Origin of the sequence: Croceicoccus gelatinilyticus (assembly GCF_018398395.1) — a bacterium.
Lineage (GTDB): Bacteria > Pseudomonadota > Alphaproteobacteria > Sphingomonadales > Sphingomonadaceae > Croceicoccus > Croceicoccus gelatinilyticus.
In genome coordinates, this window is the sequence record NZ_JAHCBF010000004.1 from 237,162 (window position 1) to 255,702 (window position 18,541).

The window sequence follows — 18,541 nt, forward strand, 5'->3', positions numbered from 1 at the left end:
TCGGATCGCCCCACCCTCCCCCCAATCCGGGGCGATCCGACCAACCATGCGGCCCGGGGCACCCTTTCCGGAGCTCCGGGCCGTTTTGCGTTCATAATCCAGGAGATTTTCCATGCTCGACGCCAACCTGAAGCAGCAGCTGCAGCAGTATCTCGGTATGCTGCGCGAGCCGATCGAGCTCGTCGCCTCGCTTGGCGACGGGCAGAAGTCCACTGACACCCGCGAACTGCTGACCATGATTGCCGAGATGTCGGACAAGGTTACGGCCAGCTTCGACGGGGACGACGCCCGCAAGCCCAGCTTCATCATCCGCCGCGCCGGTGACCACGACGTCGCCGTGACTTTCGCAGGCATCCCGCTGGGCCACGAATTCACCTCGCTCGTCCTTGCCCTGCTCTGGGCAGGCGGCCACCCGCCCAAGGTCGACGAGAAGCTGGTCGAACAGGCCAAGGCCCTGTCCGGCACCCACAACTTCGAGATGTATTTCTCGCTATCCTGCCACAACTGCCCCGACGTCGTTCAGGCGCTGACCCTGCTCAGCCTGTTCAACAAGGGCGTGTCCGCGACCCTGATCGAAGGCGGCACGTTCAAGGACGAGGTCGAGGAACGCGGCGTGCTTGCCGTCCCCGCCGTCTTCAAGGAAGGTGAGATGTGGGCCAGCGGCCGCATGGGGCTGGAAGAAATTCTCGCCAAGGTCGACACCGGCGCCGCCGACCGGATCGCCGACGAGATGAAGGAAATGGCTCCTTTCGAGGCGCTTGTCGTCGGTGGCGGCCCCGCAGGGTCCGCAGCTTCGATCTACATGGCGCGCAAGGGCTTTCGCACCGGCATCGCCGCCGACCGTATCGGCGGGCAGGTTCTGGACACGATGGGTATCGAGAACTTCATTTCGACCGCCTATACCGAAGGCCCGAAGCTTTCCGCGCAGATGGAAGCGCATATCGGCGAATATGACATCGATGTCGTGAAGCCGGTCCGCGCCAGCAAGCTGATCCCGGCGGAAAAGCCCGGCGGCTACCACACCGTCGAGTTCGAAAACGGCGGCACCTTGAAGGCCCGCAGCCTCGTCCTGTCGACCGGTGCGCGCTGGCGTTCGCTGGGCGTGCCCGGTGAGGCCGAGTACCAGACCAAGGGCGTTGCCTATTGCCCGCACTGTGACGGCCCGCTCTTCAAGGGCAAGCGCGTCGCGGTGATCGGCGGCGGCAACTCCGGCGTCGAGGCGGCGATCGACCTTGCCAATATCGTCGGCCACGTCACCCTGATCGAATTCGACAGCCAGCTGCGCGCCGATCAGGTGCTGCAGGACAAGCTGCGCTCGTTCCAGAACGTCGACATCCACGTCTCGGCCCAGACGACCGAGATCACGGGTGACGGCTCGAAGGTGAACGGCCTCGTCTACAAGCACCGCGAAACGGGCGAGGAGCACAAGATCGAGCTCGAAGGCGTCTTCGTGCAGATCGGCCTTGTCCCCAATACCGAGTGGCTGAAGGACAGCGGCATCGAGCTGTCGAAGCACGGCGAGATCGTGATCAACGACCGCGCCGCCACCAACCTGCCCGGCATCTTTGCCGCGGGCGATGCAACGACGGTGCCCTACAAGCAGATCATCATCGCCATGGGCGAAGGGTCGAAGGCGGCGCTGTCCGCGTTCGACTACCTGATCCGCACGGAACCGGCCGAAGAGATCGCGCAGGCCGCCGCCACGCACGAGGCAAAGGTCGCCTGACCTTACGCACCCAACCCTGAAAGGGCGGGATCGGCACTGCGCCGGTCCCGCCCTTTTCATTTGCGCCCTGCGCGTTAGACCTTCCGTCCATGAACGCCATCACACCCGCAGCCAGGATTTCGGCCGGCGTCATCGCCATCGTCAGCCTTGCGACTTTCGCGCTGCAGATCGCGTTGAGCGTTGAGAAGACCGGCTCTCTGTTCGGGGCCTTCGCGGCGCTGTCGCGCTATTTCACGATCCTCACCAATGCGGCGGTCACGGTCGTCATGCTGCGCCTCGCGCTGGGCCGCGTGCCGGGGCACCGGCTGATGCTGGCGCTGGTCACGGCGATCGCGATGGTGGGAATCGTGTTCCACGCGGTTCTGGCCGACCTGCAGACGTTCAGCGGGCTTGATGCCGTGACCAATCAGGGATTTCACACCGTGATACCGGCGCTGACGGTGCTGTGGTGGGTGGTGTTCGGCGGCACGCCGGGGATCCTCTGGCGTGACCTCGCGTGGGTCCTGCCCTGGCCCGTCGTCTATACCGCCTATGCACTGGTCCGCGGGGCGGTGACGGGTGCATATCCCTATCCGTTTCTCGACGTGGCGCAGATCGGCGGGCTGATGCTGGGCGTAAACGTCCTTGCGCTGACAGCGATATTCCTGGTCGTCGGCGCGATCTTCGTCGGGATCGCGAAAGCGCGACGCTAGAGCCGGTCCTGCCGCGGCCTGCGCAAGACGAGGTAGAGCGCGCCATCCCCGCCATGCCGCCGCTGCGCATTGCGCACCGCCGCGATATCGGAGCCGTGCGGGCCAGCCGCCAGCCAGTCGAGGATCTTGGCCCGGATCGCCCCGCGCCGCTCACCCCTGTCGGCGGCCTCCACCGGACGCGGCCTGCCCGTCACCAACAGCACGACCCGCGCGCCCATGGCCTTCGCCTGCGCGAGCCCCATGTCGAGCCGCCGGTGCGCCTGGTCCAGCGTGTGGCCATGCAGGTCGAGCGTGAAATCGGGCTGCAACATCCGCCCCGTCAGTTTCCGGTCCCAGTGTGAGTCCAGCCCCGGAGGCGGCGCAGGTGCAGGCGGTGGCGGCGGAGCCGGACGCGGCGCGGGCACGCGGCCTTTCACCTTCTTAGGCGGTGTCACGGTGACCGGAACGGGCTTGGCAGGGACGGGCGCGGGCCGTGTCATCCGTTCCTTGAAAGGCGTGACGGTCGCGGCGACCTTGGCCCAGAGCGCGGCTTCCTCGTCGCTCAACCCTTCGGGCGTGCGGGGATTTGGCGGTTTCATTGCGCCAGCCGCGCCAGCGTTCCCTTCGGCAGGAAGACCAGCGCACTGGCATCACTGCTCATGCCGCCGGCGATCGTCTTTGCCTCTGCTCCTGCACCCCAGAACGTGTCGAACCGGTTAGCGCCCTTGATCGCGCCGCCGGTATCCTGCGCGATCCACAAGCCGTCGGCCACATCATGCGCGGCATCGATGAAGACCGGAGCGCCGAGCGGAATGAATTTCGGATCGGCAGCGACGCTGGCATGGGCGCGCACCGGTACGCCCAGCGCGCCGAGCGGTCCGTCGCCGGTCAGCTCCTTGAAGAAGACCCACGACTTGTTTCCGTTCATGACCTCGTCGGCCTCGTCCGGATTGGCGTGGAGCCATTCCACGATCCCCTGCATCGTCGCCTCACCAGGCGCGAAGACACCGCGTTCGCGCAAGGTGCGCCCGATGGCGACATATTCGCGCCCGTTCTGGCCGGCGTAACCGATGCGCAGCACGTCGCCGTCGGGTCCGATCAACTGGCCCGAACCCTGTATCTGCAGGAAGAAGAAATCGACCGGATCCTTGGCCCATCCGATGACAGGCGCCTTGCCGTCCAACGCGCCCGCGACGATCTCGGCCCGCTCGTAATAGGGCACAAAGGCGCCGGTTTCGTCCACGCGGCCCAGCGGACCCCGGCCTTCGCCGGCATATTCGGGATCGCGGATCAGGTCGTCCGGCATGCCATAAACCGCAACGTCATACCCGTCGCGCTTCTCGCGAACGCCATCGATCTGCGGTTCGAAATACCCGGTCAGGAACGCCTCGCCCGATCCGATCTGTGCCGTCTCGAAAAAGGCGTCAAAGAAACCAACAGGATCGCTGCCCCATAAGGGCGCGGCTTCGCAGGCAGGCGTCCAGTATGCCTCAATCCCGCTGTTATCGTTCCGGCCCAGCAGTTTCGGGCAGGATTCGACGAAAGACAGCCGTGCCGCTTCCGCATCCTCGGGCGTCAGCGGCAGGGTCGACATGGCGGGGCCGGGCGAGAGCCCGGCCTCGACTGCATTGGTGGGTTCAGGAGGTGGCGGCGCTTCCTCGGGCGGAGGGGCGGCGCAGGCGCCAAGCGCGGCCACGCCGGAAAGGATCGCGATCCGGCGCGCCCACTTCACCATGATGACGGGATCAACCCTCGTCGGTTTCGTCGAGCAGCCAGTCGGGCCGCATCGCGGTGACCTTGCGGCTGAAGGTCCAGACGTCGTGGCTTTCGATCGCGTCGTCGAGCGAGCCGGCGATCATGTTGCCTTCCTTGTCCTTTGTCATCGCGGCGATGTCGGCAGCGAAACGGACGGTGATGCGTGCCATCGGCGAATCGAAGTCGGCGCTGGTGATCTCGGCCTCGTTGATGCGGATCAGGCGGTTTTCGACCACTTCGCCCGCTTCCTCGCGCGCATCGATGGCAGCGGCGAAGCTGGCATAGACATCGTCGTCGCAAAGCTGGTTCAGCGTTTCCTTGTCGCCCTTCCAGAAGGCCTCGAGGATCATGCCGTAGGCAGCCTTCGCGCCCTCGATGAAAGCCATCGGGGTAAAGCGGCGGTCGGCATTGGCGATTTCGCGAACGGCGCGGTGCGCGCCGACGGGAACGCCGATCAGCACGCGATCAAGCGCAGGCGCGCCTTCAACCGTGCGGGCCGGAGCCGGTTCGCCCGGGCGTTCGCCCTGTGCAGGCTGACGCGGTTCGGCGGCGCGGGGCATGTGCCCCATCAGCGTCTCTTCCTCGTGTTCGGCGCGCCGGCCCAGCACCGAATAGAGGCGCAGGCCCAGAAAGGCGGCAATCATGGCGAGGATGACGATTTCAATAATCACTGGGACCCGTCCCGATTTTCGTGCGTGTGACGCCATTATGGCGATAAAGTGTGAACCTGCCCCAAATAGGAAGGAAACACAATTCGACAACCGTCGAATGGCCCTTGGTATCCCGCCAAACGTTGCCCTTTTTGCACGGAAGAGGCCGGTTGCGGGCCACGCGCGCCGGTGCTACTCGCCCCCGTCATGCGCGGGCGGGGTTTAACAAGCCTTCGATACCCGCGGGTCGCACCGTTTCCAGTTTCATAAAGTGAAAGACATCATGGCCGACGAAGGCAACATCATCACCGATCTTGGCGGCAACGCCGACGCGAACCAGCCCAACGGTGCGGACAACCAGCCCGCGATCGGCCTTATTTCGCAGTATATCAAGGATCTCTCGGTCGAGAATCCGAACGCGCCCAAGTCGTACCAGTTTCCGGGCCAGCCGAACGTCGACGTGCAGTTCAACATCAACTCGACCCCGGTCGAGGGCGAGGTTCACGAAGTCGTCCTGAAGATCACCGTCACGGCCAAGGCCGAGCAGGGCGCGCTTTACATCGTCGATCTCGCCTATGGCGGCCTGATCGGCATGCGCAACGTCCCGGCGGAACAGGGCCACATGTTCCTTTATGCCGAAGCCCCGCGCATCCTGTTCCCGTTTGCCCGCCGCATCATCGCCGATGCCGTGCGCGATGCAGGCTTCCCGCCGATGCTGCTCGATCCCATCGATTTCCAGGGCATCTACATCCAGCAGCTTCAGCAGCGCCAAGCCCAGGGCGAAAACCCGGCAGCTGCCGCCCCGACGGGCGAGGCCTGATCGGGCTGAGCGCCTGACGGGCCGAGGGGGCGCATGAGCCTGCTCAAGAACGTAGGGACCATTGGCGCGCTGACGATGGTCAGCCGCGTCTTCGGGTTCGTCCGCGATGTCATGCTGGCCCGCGTGCTGGGCGCGGGCGGCGTGGCAGATGCCTGGCAACTGGCGTTCCAGCTACCCAACATATTCCGCCGCCTCTTTGCCGAAGGCGCCTTTGCGCAGGCCTTCGTGCCGCTGTTCAACCGGCGGATAAAGGACGAGGAGACGAGCGAGGCGCGCCAGTTCGCGAACGAGGTGCTGGCCGTCCTGTTGCCGCTGCTCATCGTGTTCGGCGCGCTGTTCCTGATCTTCATGCCATGGGTCATGGGCCTCTTCGCCACCGAGGAGCTTGAGGCCGACCCGCAGAACTTCCCGCTTGCGGTGACGATGGCGCGGATCGCCTTTCCGTATCTGTTGTTCATGAGCCTCGCGACGCTCTGCGCCTCGATCCTCAACAGCCTGTCGCGCTTTGCCGCCGCCGCTGCCGCGCCGATCCTGCTCAACATCTGCCTGCTCGCCGCGCTGACATATGGCGCGATCCTGCCCGATAGCGAGGCGACGCGGCAGGCAACCGGCTTCTGGCTGGCCGTCGCGGTCTCCGCCTCGGGCCTGTTGCAGCTATTGTGGCTGGGCTTCTGGATGCGCCGCGCGGGCTTTCGCCTGTCGCTGGGCCGTCCGCGCATCACCGGCGGGGTGAAGGAACTGGGCCGACTGGTCGTGCCCGCCGTCTTCGGTGCAGGCGTCTACCAGATCAGCCGCTTCATCGACCTGTTCTTCCTCTCCACCCTGCCCGACGGCAGCTATACCTATCTCGCCATGGCGGACCGCTGGAACCAGCTGCCGCTGGGCATCATCGGTATTGCGCTATCGACCGCGATCCTGCCCGCGCTCTCGCGCTTTCTGGGCCGCGGCGAGGCGGACGGTGCGTTCCGCCTGCAATCGAACGCGGTGGAGCTGGCGATGCTGCTGACCGTGCCCGCCGCGGTCGCGCTGTTCGTCACGGGAAGTGCGTTTACCCGCGTGTTCTATGTCGGCGGGGCGTTCACGCTTGAGGACGCGCTGGTCACCGGCACGGTGGTCTCGGGCCTCGTGCTCGGTCTTCCGGCCTATGTCCTGGTCAAAGTGCTGACCCCCAACTTCTTCGCACGCAAGGATACCAAGACGCCGGTCTTTACCGCAGCGGCGGGCCTTGCGGTGACGGTAGGCCTGAACTTCATCCTCGTCCCGCGGCTTGGCGTGCTGGGCCTAGCAGTGTCGGGCTCGGTCGGCGCGTGGACGAACACGATCCTGCTTTACGCGATCCTTGCGTCAAAGGGGTATTACCACCTGACTCCGTTGGTAGCCGGGCGCATAGCGCGCATCGTACTGGCTGCGGCGATCATGGGCGTGGCCTTGTGGTTCGCGATGCCGCTGGGCGAAGGGCATTTCGCCGGCCCCACGGGGGAGCGTGCGATCGCGGTCATTTCGATCATGTTGCTGGGTGCTGTCGTGTTCCTTGCCGCAGCTTGGGCCTTGCGTGTTCTGGATCGATCGACCATCGAACGGCTGGTCAAGCGTCAGGGATGACGGCACTGGGCTGACATCAAGACAGATACGGGTTTATTTCATGCGCATCGTTTCGGGCATCCAGCCCACCGGCAACCTTCACCTCGGCAACTACCTCGGCGCGATCCGTAACTGGGTGCGCATGCAGGACGACGTGGCCGAAACCGGGGGCGAGTGCTTCTTCTTCCTCGCCGATCTCCACGCGATCTCGATGCCGCACACCCCGGCGGAGCTGACCGCCAACACCCGCGAGATGGCCGCCGCGCTGCTGGCCTGCGGCGTCGATACGACGAAGTCGGTCCTGTTCAACCAGGCGCAGGTTCCCGCCCATTCCGAACTGCAATGGCTGCTGAACGGCACCGCCCGCATGGGCTGGCTGAACCGCATGACCCAGTTCAAGGACAAGTCGGGCAAGAACCGCGAAGGTGCCAGCGTCGCGCTGTTCACCTATCCCGTGCTGCAGGCCGCTGACGTCCTGCTCTATCAGGCGACCCACGTTCCGGTGGGCGATGATCAGAAGCAGCATCTCGAACTGGCACGCGACATCGCGCAGAAGTTCAACAACGACTTCTGCGCAGAGGACGCGCCCGTCTTCACTCTGCCCGAACCCTTCATCCCGCCAGAGGCTGCACGCATCATGAGCTTGCGCGACGGTACCGCGAAGATGAGCAAGTCGGACCCGTCGGAGATGAGCCGCGTCAACCTGTCGGACGATGCCGACACGGTCATGAAGAAGGTCAAGAAGGCCAAGACCGACCCCGAACCGTTGCCTTCGGAAGAAGCGGGGCTCGAGGGCCGCGCAGAGGCGAAGAACCTCGTCGCGATCTATGGCGCGCTGTCGGGCCAGTCGGTGGCCGAGGTTTTGGGCGAATACGGCGGCGAAGGCTTCGGCAAGTTCAAGCCTGCGCTGGGCGAACTGCTGGTCGAAACGCTGCGCCCTATTTCCGAGCGTTTCAACGAGCTGAAGCAGGATACGCCCGAGCTTGACCGCCAGCTTGCCACCGGCGCCGCCAAGGCGCGCGATGCCGCGGCCGATACGCTGGCAAAGACTTACGAGGCCCTCGGCCTGCTGCGGTAATACCCTTGCGCGAAGGCTATCGCGGTAAGTCCCTTGAATATCTTGCGTTTAGCACAAATGTTAAGCGCACTATTCAAACCCGGTTCATGGCCATTGGGCCATAAGGCGTGCATATTATGCGATGCCCCGTCCGAGTCTGGGCCCGAATCGGTACGCGAATCGGGTGTGGTCAGAAACCGTGCGGCACGTGACCTTTTTGGAGGGATTGAAATGAAGTTCAACGCCAAGCGCGCGCTGAAGCTGGCCGCGGCACCGCTGCTGGTTGCCGGGCTTGCCGCATGTGCGACCCCGTTCAATGCCGATGTCTCGCGTTTCCAGACGCAGCTTCCGGCACCGCAGGGCATGACCTTCGCGGTCGTGGCCGATGATCCGGCGCTCGCCGGTGGGCTCGAGTTTGCGCAGTACGCGGACTACGTCGAGGCAGAGATGTCGGAACTTGGCTACACGCAGGCCGCGCCGGAAAGCGCCGATCTGCTTGTCCGGTTCGACTATGGCGTCGACAATGGCCGCGAAAAGTTGGTCACCACCGGCTTCTCGCGCCGCGACCCGTTCTATGACCCGTGGTACCGTGGTTATGGCTACTATCGCCCGTTCGGCTATCGCCGTTCGGCATGGGGCTACGGCTGGCACGACCCGTTCTTCGACGCAGGTCCGGACGTGCGCAGCTACACCATCTATACCAGCGGCATCGACATGAAGATCGAACGCCGCGCGGATGGCGAACGCCTGTTCGAAGGCAAGGCCGAAGCGGTCTCGCGCTCGAACCGCCTGCAGTATCTCGTGCCGAACCTGGTCGATGCGATGTTCACCGATTTCCCCGGCCAGTCGGGTGAAACGCTGCGCATCTCGATCGCACCGGAAGACCGCGAGAAGAAGGTGAAGGTCGTCGACTGACGCCTAGCCTCAGGGCAGAAACAAAAAGGCCGGGCGCACCCTTCGATGGGCGCGCCCGGCTTTTTGTTTGTCTGTGGGGTTTAGGGGCTCAGTCCTTGCGGATCGGCTCAACCTCTGCCGCGCCGAAACCCGTTGAGCCAAAGCCGCCCTCGCCCCGCGCGGTTTCGTCAAGTTCGTGGACTTCGAGCCAGCTTGCCATGACCACCGGGCTCAGCACCGCCTGCGCAATCCGGTCGCCACGGCGGATCTTGTATGGCTCCAGCCCATGGTTGATGAGGATGACCTTCAGTTCGCCGCGGTAGTCGGAATCGATCGTGCCGGGCGTGTTGGGCACCGTGATTCCGTGCTTGAGCGCAAGGCCCGAACGCGGGCGGATCTGGATTTCGTAGCCTTCGGGAATAGCCACCGCGAGGCCGGTCGCCACTGCCGCGCGGTCACCGGGGTTCAGGATACGCTCCTCGCTCGACACGACGTCCATTCCTGCCGCGCCATCGGTGGCATAACTGGGGAGCGGCAGGTCGTCGTTGCCTTCCAGCCGCTTGACCGGAACGGGGACGCGTTCATGCGATTTCATCGGCAATCCTGTCTATTAATGCGGCTGCGACGCGGGCCTTGGGCATAGTCTCAAGGCTCGTCGTGCCGTCTTTCGTCACGATGTGAACGGTATTGGCATCGCCGCCCATGACGTCACCCGACACGTCGTTGGCAACGATCCAGTCCGCGCCCTTGCGCTCCCGCTTGGCAGAGGCATGGGCGACGACGTTCTCGGTCTCTGCGGCAAAGCCCACCAGCAGGCCGGGGCGCTGCGGCGATTTCGCCAGCGTGGCAAGGATGTCGGGGTTTTCGGCCAGCGCCAGCGGCGGCACCGTGCCCGATCCGTCCTTCTTGATCTTCTGCTGCGCCGCATCGGCTGCGCGCCAGTCGGCAACGGCGGCGACCATGACGGCGACATCGGCAGGCAGCGCGGCCTCGACCGCGGCCAGCATCTCGCGCGCCGATTCGACATCGACGCGGTCCACGCCCTGCGGCGTTTCAAGGTTCACCGGCCCCGCGACCAGCGTGACCCGCGCCCCCGCAGCCGCAGCAGCAGCGGCGATGGCAAAACCCTGCTTCCCGCTCGACCGGTTGGCGATGTAGCGAACCGGATCGATCGGTTCATGCGTGGGGCCGGCAGTGACGAGGACGTGCTTGCCGTAAAGATCGCGGTGCGTCTCGCCGGCGAAGTCGGGCTGGCCCGCCAGCGGATCGATACCGCCGAAATTGCGGATCGCGGCCATGATCGCCTCGGGCTCGGGCAAGCGGCCCGGGCCGTATTCGCCGCAGGCCATCGCGCCTTCGTCAGGCTCCATCACCGTCACGCCGTCTTCGCGCAGGCGCGCGACGTTGCGGCGGGTGGCGGGATGCTCCCACATCTTCACGTTCATCGCAGGGACCGCCATGACCGGCTTGTCCGTGGCGAGCAGCAGCGTCGTTGCCATGTCGTCGGCCACGCCTTGCGCCATGCGCGCCAGCAGGTCCGCCGTCGCCGGACAGACGACAACCAGATCGGCCTCGCGGCTCAATTGGATGTGGCCCATCTCGGCCTCGTTCTTGAGGTCCCAGAGCGTGGTGTGAACGGGGTTTTCGCTCAATGCCGCGAGCGTCATGGCGGTCACGAACTTCGATCCGCCCTCGGTCAGCACGCAAGTCACCTCGCCCCCGTCCTTGCGGATCAGGCGTACGAGCTCGCAAGCCTTGTAGGCCGCGATGCCGCCGCCGACGATGAGGAGTATCTTCTTCGCCATCAGGCCGATTCCATGGACGTTTCGCCCCGCCCCCGCAAGGCCGAGCCCAGATCGGCCATCCCGCGCGGCACAAAGGCCAGCCCTGCCAGCGTCAGCGGCAGGCCGAGCGTCGCCCAGTACCAGTTCTCGGGCCGGGCGAAGAGCGCGATCATCGCGGCCAGCCCGATCAGCCAGAGCAGCGCATAGATCGCTGCCGCCTGCCCGCGTGCGAGAAACCCGAACAGCGCCAGCACGACCACCGGCCCTGCCAGCCACATCGGCAGGAAATAGAGCGCGGTCGACTGGCGGATACCGGCCACGAACAGCGCAGGCCCCGCAAAACCGGACCACCCTTGCGAAGCCGGATCGGCCGCCGTGGTCACGGCCGCGACGGCATTTGCGTGGAGCGTCAGGGCCACCGTGAAGACCGCGAGTACTGCGACCACGCCCGCCAGTTCGCGCCAGCGCCGCATGACCAGCGCAAGCGCGGCCCAGAGCAGCACGGCAGGCAGGGCGGTTTCGCGGATCAGCAAGGCCGCCAGCGCACAGAGCAGCGAGAGCCAGATCCGGTCGGGCTTGCGCAAGGCCTGCGCCAGCGTCAGCAACGCGCCTGCCCACAAGTCATGGAACATTACCCCCGGCCCTGCCGCGACGACCGCCACGGCCAGCACCATCGCCAATATCCCGATGCCCTCGCCCGAAGTGCGTGCCAGCGCCTTGGGCAGCATGACCGCGCAGCCGATGAACAGCGCGAGAAGAACGATCTTCAGCCCCTTCTCCCCCACGAGGGCATAAGCCCAGGCCAGCGCGGGCTGGCGCACGGTAAAGAAGGGTTTGAGCGGATAGTTGTGCAAGCGATGCTCGGCGACGACGGCTTGGTAATAGCCCTCACCCGCAGCCACGCGTCCCGCGATCAGGCGATAGAGAGCATCGTCCCCGATGGCCTGGTTCTCGGCAGAGGCAGGCGGCGCAGAGCCTTCGGGCTGGGCCGGAATGGCGGAGACGACGAAGAGCGCGAGGAGGACGATGGCCACCACGATCGCCGCCATGCGCGGCAGGCGGCGCAGCGGGCTGTCTTCCAGTAATGCGCCCGTGACTGCCATTGCCCCCCGCAAGACCGGCTATCCCAGAAGACCGGCCAGCATCGCGCCATAGACGGCGCCCGCGCCGAGGAATGCGGAAAGCAGGTAGGGCAGGATGGAGTCGCCTCCCGGCTGCCGTTCCTTCTTTTCCCAGATCAGTTCGATGTCGGTCAGCGGCGGCGGTTCGGGCGCGCCGCCCTTGGGCGGGAAGCGGTCCTCTATCCGGCGGATGAGATCCGGGATGCGCAGCAGTGTTTCGGTGTCGGTGCGGATGCGGTCGGCAATCGCCGATTCCGGCCCCAGTTCGTCGCGGATCCATTCGCGCACATAGGGTGCGGCGGTGTCCCACAAGTTGATAGAGGGATCGAGCTGCGTCGCGATGCCTTCGACCATGACCATCGTCTTTTGCAGAAGCAGCAGGTGCGGCTGCGTCTGCATGTCGAAATCGCGCGTGATCGCGAACAGCCCGTCGAGCATCTGGCCGACCGAAAGCTCGCTCACCGGCTTGCCGCGCATCGGTTCGCCCACCGCGCGCAGCGCCGTCGCGAATTCGTCGACGTTGTGATAGCTCGGCACATATTGCGCCTCGAAATGGATCTCGGCGACGCGGCGATAGTTCCCCGTCGTCAGGCCATAGAGGATTTCCGCCAGCCACGCCCGCGCACGGCGATCGATGCGGCCCATGATGCCGAAATCGATGGCGACGATCGTGCCGTCGCCGCGCACGAACAGGTTCCCCTGGTGCATGTCGGCATGGAAGAAACCCGCGCTGATCGCCTGGCGCAGAAAGGCGAGCACCAGCCGCTGCGCGATGGACGGCAAATCATGCCCCGCCTCTGCCAGGGCCTCGTGGTTCGATATCTTGATGCCGTCGATCCACTCGATCGTCATCACGCGCCCGTTGGTGCGATCCCAGTCGACCGAGGGGATGCAATAGCCCGGAATGGCGTGCATCGCCTCTGCCAGTTCGGAGGCCGAGGCCGCCTCGCGCCGAAGGTCCAGTTCGCGCAGGGTCCAGCGCTTGAAATTCGCGATGACGAGCCGCGGGCGCAGGCGCTTCGCCTCTCCGCCCAGACCTTCGAGATGTGCTGCAGCCCACTCGTAAGTCTCGATATCGCGGGCGAACTGTTCGCGGATTCCGGGGCGCAGGACCTTGACCGCGACCGTCCGGCCATCGGTCGTCACCGCCTTGTGCACCTGTGCGATCGAGGCTGCGCCGACGGGCACGGGATCGATATGGTCGTAGAGGCTGTCGATCGAACGCTCGAAGCTGCCCTCGATGGCCTTGGCGATCTCGTCGAAATCGACCGGCGGCAGCGAATCCTGCAGCGACAGCAGATTGCGCGCCGCATCTTCGCCGACGATGTCGGGACGGGTCGCCAAAGTCTGGCCCAGCTTGATCGCGGCAGGGCCGATCGCGCGGAAGGCCCCTGCGAAATCGGGTTCCTTGGGCTGCACCGTGCCGAAACGCGCCAGCTTGCACAGGCGGCGCACCTGTTCGGGCGTGTTCGGGTTCTGCTCGATCGGGCGCAGCGCACCGTGACGGGCCAGGATGCGCCCCCATTTCAGGAGCCGGAAGATATGCGTCGAATGGCGGGTCATGAAAGGAGCGTCAGACCTTCCAGCCCGAGTGGATCGCGACAAGGCCGCCCATGATCGGCTCCACCTTCGTCTGCGTGAAGCCTGCGGCGCGGATCATCTTTTCGAATTCCGGCATCGTCGGGAAACGGCGGATCGATTCGATAAGGTAGCGGTAGGAATCGGCATCGCCCGCAATGGCCTGCCCGATCTTCGGCACCAGCTTGTGCGAATAGGTATCGTAGACTTCCTTGAAGCCCGGCCATTCGGTCGTCGAAAATTCGAGGCAGAAGAACCGGCCCCCGCGGCGCAGGACGCGGTATGCCTCGGCCAGTGCCTTGTCGATGTGGGTGACGTTCCGGATGCCGAACGCGATCGTGTAGGCATCGAAGGAATTGTCCGCGAAAGTCAGCTCTTCAGCGTTCTGGCGCGACCAGACCAGCGTATCGATCCCGCGCTTCACCGCGCGTTCGAGCCCGACGTCGAGCATTTCCTGGTTGATGTCCGACACGGTGATCTGGGCGCCGTGCGCTTCCATGCGGAAGGCGATGTCGCCGGTGCCGCCCGCCATGTCGAGAATCTGTTCACCGCTGCGCGGCTTCACCCGGCGTACAAAGCGGTCCTTCCAGAGCCGGTGCATCCCGCCCGACATCGCGTCGTTCATCACGTCGTACTTGCGCGCGACGGCGGAGAAGACTTCGCCCACGCGGGCGGTCTTTTCCTTTGCATCGATGTCCTCGTAACCGAAAGAGACGGTCGACGGCGAATTCACGGGTTCGTTCATGTCACAAGCCTCTAGGGCCGGATGGCCTCAGATAAAAGCAACTTGTGGGCAGCAGGCCGGTTCCTAGCGCTGGCAGCGGCGGCAGAAGAAGGTGCTGCGCCCGCCCTGCACGATACGCTCGACCGTGCCGCCGCAGTGGCACGGCTCGCCCTCGCGGCCATAGACCTGCCACTGCGTCGCGAAATAGCCGAGTTCGCCATCGGGCTTGGCATAGTCGCGCATCGAGGACCCACCCGCCGCGATCGATTCGAGCAGGACCTCGCGGATCGCGGGGACGAGCAGTTTGAGCTTGGCATAGGAGACCTTGCCCGCCGCTTTGTCGGGCCGGATACCGGCGCGGTGCAGCGCCTCGCAGACGTAGATATTGCCGAGGCCGGCGACGATGCGCTGATCCAGCAGCAGGACCTTCACCGGCGAGATACGCCCCACGAACGCGTCGGCGAGATGTTTTGCCGTCAGGTCTGCGCCCAGCGGCTCCGGCCCCATGTCGGCAAAGGGCCCAAAGCCTTCGAGATCGTGCGTATCCCACAAGTCCACCGAACCGAACCGGCGCGCATCGTTGAGCGCAAGGACGTGTCCCGCCTTGGTTTCGAGCACGAGGTGATCGTGCTTGCCCAGTTCTTCAGGATCGATCCGCCAGCGCCCGCTCATGCCAAGGTGGAAGATCATCGTCTGCCCGCGATCGAGATCGACGAGACCGTATTTCGCCCGCCGCCCCAGCCGCTCGACCCGCGCGCCCGTCATCATCTGAACGAGTTCTGGCGGAAACGGTCGGCGCAGGTCCGGGCGATTGAGCTGCACGCGCGTCACGGTCTCGCCCTCGAGATACTGGGCAAGACCGCGCACGGTGGTTTCGACTTCAGGTAATTCGGGCATCGCGGGTCCAGATAGGGATCAGTCGTGATGCCCGGTAGAGGTTGAGGCCTGGTAGAGGCTCAGCTCTCCAGCTGGCGCAGGAGGCTGCGCACGTCGCCGTCCATGTCGGCATCGCGGGTGCGCAGGTCCTCGATCAGGCGGACCGCGTGGATCACGGTCGAGTGATCGCGGCCGCCGAACTTGCGGCCGATCTCGGGGTACGAACGCGGGGTCAGCACCTTGGCGAGGTACATCGCGACCTGGCGCGGACGCACGACGGCGCGGGCGCGGCGCTTGGACGCCATCTCGCTGCGGTCGAGCCGGTAGAACTGGCAGACCGTGCGCTGGATTTCGTCGATCGTGATGCGGCGGCGGTTGGCCGACAGGATGTCGGTCAGCTGTTCCTCGGCCAGTTGAAGAGACACCGGCTGGCCGGTGAGCTGGGCATAGGCGATCAGCTTGTTCAGGCCGCCGACCAGTTCGCGCACGTTGCGGCTGATGGTGCGGGCCAGGAACTCGATCACGTCGTCCGGCACGTCGTTCGACGTAAAACGCGTCAGGCGATGTTCGAGGATCTTGCGGCGCAGATCGATGTCGGCGGGCTGGATGTCCGCGACAAGACCCATCGACAGGCGCGAGAGCAGGCGCGGCTCGACACCGTCCAGCGCCTGCGGGGCGCGGTCGGCGGCAAAGGCGAGGCGCTTGCCTTCCTGAAGGAGGGCATCGATCGTGTAGAGCAGTTCTTCCTGCGCGGAAGCCTTGCCGATGATGAACTGGATATCGTCGACCAGAAGCATGTCGAAGCCGCGCAGGCGCGCCTTGAACTCGATCATCTGGTTCTGGCGCAGGGCCTGCACGAACTCGACCATGAAACGCTCGGCCGAGCAGTAGAAGATCCGTGCGCCGGCCTTGGCGGCGGCGAACTGGTGGCCGATCGCGTGCAGCAGGTGCGTCTTGCCCTGGCCGGTGGCGGCCTTGAGGTAGAGCGGCGAGAACTGCGGCGCTTCGGTGGCGGCCATGCGCTGTGCGGCGTTGTAGGCCAGCACGTTGCCTTCGCCGGTCACGAAAGTCGTGAACGTCAGCGAGGGATCGAGACCTGCCGAACCCATCTCGGTGATGGCTTCGACCGGGCTGGGCGGGGGAACGTGATCGTTGGCAGCAGCAGGGCCGACGCGCAGGTCGACCATCTTGCGGCGACCGGGGTGGACCGAGACACGGACATTGCGGACTTCGCTGCGCGCGATCTTCCATGCCAGCGACAGGCGATCGGAGAATCGATCGTTAACCCAGTTGGCGGAAAATTCGGTCGGCAGGAAAAGATCCAGCGTGCCGGTTTCCTGGCAGAACGAGCCCAGTTCGATCGGGCGAATCCACTGCGAGTAGAGCTGGTGGCCAAGGTCCTTCTTCAGACCTGTACAAATATCCGACCAGTCCGCTGCAAGTGCCTCACGCTCATCCTCGAACATCTCGCTCGCCTTGTCCTTTTCTGGCGTACGCCCCGCCAGCGAGCCGAAACCCCCCGTCCGTGTCATGCGTCCTATGCCTCCGTCCATACCACTCATATAAGTCCCCCGACGCCAGACAAAAGTCGAGCGTCGTCCGCCGAACCCCCTTCGGCAGGAGACAAGTATTTGCGCTGTTAAATAATGCCGGTCACGACCAATGCCCGACGACTCATTTTGTAGGGCTGTGGATGGCGAACCGGCAAGGGTTGTGGCGTAAAAAAATTGAAATAATGGCGCTTGACTCGGCAAAGCCCGCAGAAAGCCATCGATCCTGAATCAAGCGCCTGAAAAGGCACGATTTTTGGAAAGTGAACGTTCCGAATCGTGGGATATCCTTGGGTTTACCGCAAGTGCAGCATGATTCTCCGCCCATTGCTGCAGCGCAACAAAAAGGGCCGCCGGAAACCCGGTCGGCCCTTTTCGTACCTGCAGCCGGGTGTCCTGCCTTAACAGGTCACCCGAATCACCGTTCAGGTTAGCCCAGCGCGGCGACGCGCTTGGTGAGTCGCGAAAGCTTACGCGACGCGGTGTTCTTGTGCATCACGCCGCGAGCAACACCGCGAGCCAGTTCGGGCTGCGCATTGCTGAGGGCGGTCTTGGCCGCGTCCTTGTCGCCGCTTTCGATCGCAGTTTCGACCTGCTTCACGAAAGTGCGGATACGGCTCATGCGGTTGCCGTTGATTTCGGCGCGACGCTCGTTGCGGCGGATGCGCTTGCGGGCTTGCGGCGTATTGGCCATGCTCGATCCTTATGCTGCCGCGTCCAGATGCGGCGAATTGCTGTTCAACCTGTTCGTGCTTCCCGTGCAGGCCCTGCGCCGACAAGCAGCGTACCAGAACCGATTCGGGTGCTAAAATCCCGTGCAGGAACGCATGCCTTGTCGGCACAATCCCGCAAGAAAGCGCGGCGCATAGCGGCCATAGTGCGAATCGTCAAGCAATCAGCCGCCTGAAGGCCCCGACACCGCGCCAGGCGCCTCAGATACCGTGCGATCCCCCTTGCCCCGAAGCCCGCGCAAGGGCAAGGCACAGGCCATGCTGGAACATGACAGGCTGGAGCGTTTTGCGCGGCACATCGTCCTTCCCGAGATCGGCGGGGCGGGACAGGCGCGGCTTGCCGCATCGCACGTCGTCCTGATCGGCGCGGGCGGGGTCGGTTCGCCAGCGCTGCAATACATGGCGGCGGCAGGCGTCGGCAAACTGACCATCGTCGATTCGGATGAAGTCCACGTCAGCAACCTGCAGCGCCAGACGATCTTCACCCAAGACGACATCGGCGCTGCGAAAGCATCGCGCGCGGCATACTGGACCCGCGCCTTCGATCCGGTGATCGAGGTCACTGCGCTGGACCAGCGCGTCGACGCCGGTAACGCCCGCGCCATCGTGGCAGGGGCCGACCTCGTCCTCGACGGCTGCGACAATTTCGCCACCCGCCTTGCCGTGTCCGATGCCTGCGTTGCCGAAGGCGTTCCGCTCACCAGCGTCGCGGTCGGGCGGTTCCAGGGACAGGTCGCGAACTTTGCCGGGCACCGCGAGGATCAGGCCTGCTATCGCTGCTGGGTCGGCGATGCCTTCGACGCGGACGATTGCGATACGTGCGCCGAACAGGGCGTGCTGGGCGCCTTCGTCGGCATGGCCGCGACGATGGGTGTGATGCAGGGCCTGCGCGTCCTATTGGACGGCGCGGCGACGCTGGGCGATCCGCAGTGGGGTCAACTGGTCCTCATCGACGGGCTCAAGCCTTCGATGCGGACAATCAACGTGACCAAGGACCCGGGGTGCAAGGCCTGCTCTGCCTGA

General features: G+C 65.0%; 18 protein-coding genes. 7 read left to right on the forward strand and 11 right to left on the reverse strand.

Going from position 1 to position 18,541, the window contains the following annotated elements:
* The first annotated feature begins 112 nt into the window (after positions 1-112).
* Together ahpF and KIH45_RS10580 are read left to right on the forward strand one after the other, a co-directional pair.
* On the forward strand, positions 113-1,726 hold the full coding sequence (gene ahpF, locus KIH45_RS10575) for an alkyl hydroperoxide reductase subunit F (protein ID WP_213175961.1): 1,614 nt from the start codon (positions 113-115) through the stop codon (positions 1,724-1,726).
* An 89-nt stretch (positions 1,727-1,815) separates the two neighbouring features.
* On the forward strand, positions 1,816-2,418 hold the full coding sequence (locus KIH45_RS10580; protein WP_213175962.1) for a Pr6Pr family membrane protein: 603 nt from the start codon (positions 1,816-1,818) through the stop codon (positions 2,416-2,418).
* Here the strand turns inward: KIH45_RS10580 and KIH45_RS10585 are convergent.
* The 3 genes from KIH45_RS10585 to KIH45_RS10595 are packed head-to-tail and all read right to left on the reverse strand — an operon-like array spanning position 2,415 to position 4,823.
* A complete protein-coding gene (locus KIH45_RS10585) occupies positions 2,415-2,996 on the reverse strand; it encodes a Smr/MutS family protein (protein ID WP_213175963.1) in 582 nt (193 codons plus the stop codon). The genes KIH45_RS10580 and KIH45_RS10585 overlap by 4 nt on opposite strands.
* Positions 2,993-4,132, reverse strand: a complete 1,140-nt coding sequence (gene mltA / locus KIH45_RS10590) for a murein transglycosylase A (protein ID WP_213175964.1) — start codon at positions 4,130-4,132, stop codon at positions 2,993-2,995. The genes KIH45_RS10585 and mltA overlap by 4 nt, the downstream gene beginning before the upstream one ends.
* Positions 4,133-4,142: 10 nt before the next feature.
* Positions 4,143-4,823, reverse strand: a complete 681-nt coding sequence (locus KIH45_RS10595; RefSeq protein WP_213175965.1) for a Tim44/TimA family putative adaptor protein — start codon at positions 4,821-4,823, stop codon at positions 4,143-4,145.
* 262 nt (positions 4,824-5,085) lie between these two features.
* On the opposite strand from KIH45_RS10595, the gene secB reads away from it, so the two are divergent.
* From secB to KIH45_RS10615, 4 genes are all read left to right on the forward strand, one after another.
* Complete coding sequence (gene secB, locus KIH45_RS10600; RefSeq protein ID WP_213175966.1) at positions 5,086-5,622, forward strand: protein-export chaperone SecB; 537 nt, start codon at positions 5,086-5,088, stop codon at positions 5,620-5,622.
* Between the two features lie 33 nt (positions 5,623-5,655).
* The gene (murJ, locus tag KIH45_RS10605; RefSeq protein WP_213175967.1) at positions 5,656-7,224 is read left to right on the forward strand and encodes a murein biosynthesis integral membrane protein MurJ; all 1,569 of its coding nucleotides are present in this window, start codon (positions 5,656-5,658) and stop codon (positions 7,222-7,224) included.
* Positions 7,225-7,264: 40 nt separating this feature from the next.
* Positions 7,265-8,281, forward strand: a complete 1,017-nt coding sequence (gene trpS, locus KIH45_RS10610; protein WP_213175968.1) for a tryptophan--tRNA ligase — start codon at positions 7,265-7,267, stop codon at positions 8,279-8,281.
* Between the two features lie 210 nt (positions 8,282-8,491).
* Positions 8,492-9,175, forward strand: coding sequence for a DUF4136 domain-containing protein (locus tag KIH45_RS10615; protein WP_213175969.1), 684 nt, complete (start codon positions 8,492-8,494; stop codon positions 9,173-9,175).
* An 88-nt stretch (positions 9,176-9,263) separates the two neighbouring features.
* Here the strand turns inward: KIH45_RS10615 and dut are convergent, their stop codons facing one another.
* The 8 genes from dut to rpsT form a co-directional block, all read right to left on the reverse strand.
* On the reverse strand, positions 9,264-9,749 hold the full coding sequence (gene dut, locus KIH45_RS10620; RefSeq protein ID WP_213175970.1) for a dUTP diphosphatase: 486 nt from the start codon (positions 9,747-9,749) through the stop codon (positions 9,264-9,266).
* Positions 9,736-10,959 (reverse strand): bifunctional phosphopantothenoylcysteine decarboxylase/phosphopantothenate--cysteine ligase CoaBC, encoded by a 1,224-nt coding sequence (gene coaBC / locus KIH45_RS10625; RefSeq protein WP_420481934.1) that lies wholly within the window; start codon positions 10,957-10,959, stop codon positions 9,736-9,738. The genes dut and coaBC overlap by 14 nt, the downstream gene beginning before the upstream one ends.
* Positions 10,959-12,041: a hypothetical protein gene (locus tag KIH45_RS10630; protein WP_213175971.1), complete on the reverse strand. Its 1,083-nt coding sequence runs from the start codon at positions 12,039-12,041 to the stop codon at positions 10,959-10,961. The genes coaBC and KIH45_RS10630 overlap by 1 nt, the downstream gene beginning before the upstream one ends.
* Before the next feature lie 18 nt (positions 12,042-12,059).
* On the reverse strand, positions 12,060-13,622 hold the full coding sequence (ubiB, locus tag KIH45_RS10635; protein ID WP_213175972.1) for a 2-polyprenylphenol 6-hydroxylase: 1,563 nt from the start codon (positions 13,620-13,622) through the stop codon (positions 12,060-12,062).
* A gap of 10 nt (positions 13,623-13,632) precedes the next feature.
* Positions 13,633-14,382 (reverse strand): class I SAM-dependent methyltransferase, encoded by a 750-nt coding sequence (locus tag KIH45_RS10640; protein ID WP_213175973.1) that lies wholly within the window; start codon positions 14,380-14,382, stop codon positions 13,633-13,635.
* Between the two features lie 63 nt (positions 14,383-14,445).
* Positions 14,446-15,258 (reverse strand): bifunctional DNA-formamidopyrimidine glycosylase/DNA-(apurinic or apyrimidinic site) lyase, encoded by an 813-nt coding sequence (gene mutM / locus KIH45_RS10645; protein WP_213175974.1) that lies wholly within the window; start codon positions 15,256-15,258, stop codon positions 14,446-14,448.
* Between the two features lie 59 nt (positions 15,259-15,317).
* Positions 15,318-16,703 carry a chromosomal replication initiator protein DnaA gene (gene dnaA, locus KIH45_RS10650; RefSeq protein WP_225899859.1) on the reverse strand — a complete coding sequence of 462 codons (1,386 nt, stop codon included), beginning with the start codon at positions 16,701-16,703 and terminating at the stop codon, positions 15,318-15,320.
* A 514-nt stretch (positions 16,704-17,217) separates the two neighbouring features.
* Entirely contained in the window at positions 17,218-17,481 is a 264-nt protein-coding gene (gene rpsT / locus KIH45_RS10655) for a 30S ribosomal protein S20 (protein WP_144096648.1), read from the reverse strand.
* Between the two features lie 295 nt (positions 17,482-17,776).
* Here rpsT and KIH45_RS10660 point away from each other — a divergent pair, with 295 nt between their 5' ends.
* Entirely contained in the window at positions 17,777-18,541 is a 765-nt protein-coding gene (locus KIH45_RS10660) for a HesA/MoeB/ThiF family protein (protein WP_213175976.1), read from the forward strand.

What these genes read in the sequence shown, in the direction of transcription:
- dnaA (WP_225899859.1), bottom strand. Translation starts at nt 16,703, where the DNA reads ATGTTCGAGGATGAGCGTGAGGCACTTGCAGCGGACTGGTCGGATATT.
- KIH45_RS10630 (WP_213175971.1), bottom strand. Translation starts at nt 12,041, where the DNA reads ATGGCAGTCACGGGCGCATTACTGGAAGACAGCCCGCTGCGCCGCCTG.
- KIH45_RS10660 (WP_213175976.1), top strand. Translation starts at nt 17,777, where the DNA reads ATGCTGGAACATGACAGGCTGGAGCGTTTTGCGCGGCACATCGTCCTT.
- KIH45_RS10580 (WP_213175962.1), top strand. Translation starts at nt 1,816, where the DNA reads ATGAACGCCATCACACCCGCAGCCAGGATTTCGGCCGGCGTCATCGCC.
- ahpF (WP_213175961.1), top strand. Translation starts at nt 113, where the DNA reads ATGCTCGACGCCAACCTGAAGCAGCAGCTGCAGCAGTATCTCGGTATG.
- trpS (WP_213175968.1), top strand. Translation starts at nt 7,265, where the DNA reads ATGCGCATCGTTTCGGGCATCCAGCCCACCGGCAACCTTCACCTCGGC.
- mltA (WP_213175964.1), bottom strand. Translation starts at nt 4,132, where the DNA reads ATGGTGAAGTGGGCGCGCCGGATCGCGATCCTTTCCGGCGTGGCCGCG.
- KIH45_RS10615 (WP_213175969.1), top strand. Translation starts at nt 8,492, where the DNA reads ATGAAGTTCAACGCCAAGCGCGCGCTGAAGCTGGCCGCGGCACCGCTG.
- murJ (WP_213175967.1), top strand. Translation starts at nt 5,656, where the DNA reads ATGAGCCTGCTCAAGAACGTAGGGACCATTGGCGCGCTGACGATGGTC.
- secB (WP_213175966.1), top strand. Translation starts at nt 5,086, where the DNA reads ATGGCCGACGAAGGCAACATCATCACCGATCTTGGCGGCAACGCCGAC.
- coaBC (WP_420481934.1), bottom strand. Translation starts at nt 10,959, where the DNA reads ATGGCGAAGAAGATACTCCTCATCGTCGGCGGCGGCATCGCGGCCTAC.
- ubiB (WP_213175972.1), bottom strand. Translation starts at nt 13,622, where the DNA reads ATGACCCGCCATTCGACGCATATCTTCCGGCTCCTGAAATGGGGGCGC.
- mutM (WP_213175974.1), bottom strand. Translation starts at nt 15,258, where the DNA reads ATGCCCGAATTACCTGAAGTCGAAACCACCGTGCGCGGTCTTGCCCAG.
- KIH45_RS10585 (WP_213175963.1), bottom strand. Translation starts at nt 2,996, where the DNA reads ATGAAACCGCCAAATCCCCGCACGCCCGAAGGGTTGAGCGACGAGGAA.
- KIH45_RS10640 (WP_213175973.1), bottom strand. Translation starts at nt 14,382, where the DNA reads ATGAACGAACCCGTGAATTCGCCGTCGACCGTCTCTTTCGGTTACGAG.
- rpsT (WP_144096648.1), bottom strand. Translation starts at nt 17,481, where the DNA reads ATGGCCAATACGCCGCAAGCCCGCAAGCGCATCCGCCGCAACGAGCGT.
- dut (WP_213175970.1), bottom strand. Translation starts at nt 9,749, where the DNA reads ATGAAATCGCATGAACGCGTCCCCGTTCCGGTCAAGCGGCTGGAAGGC.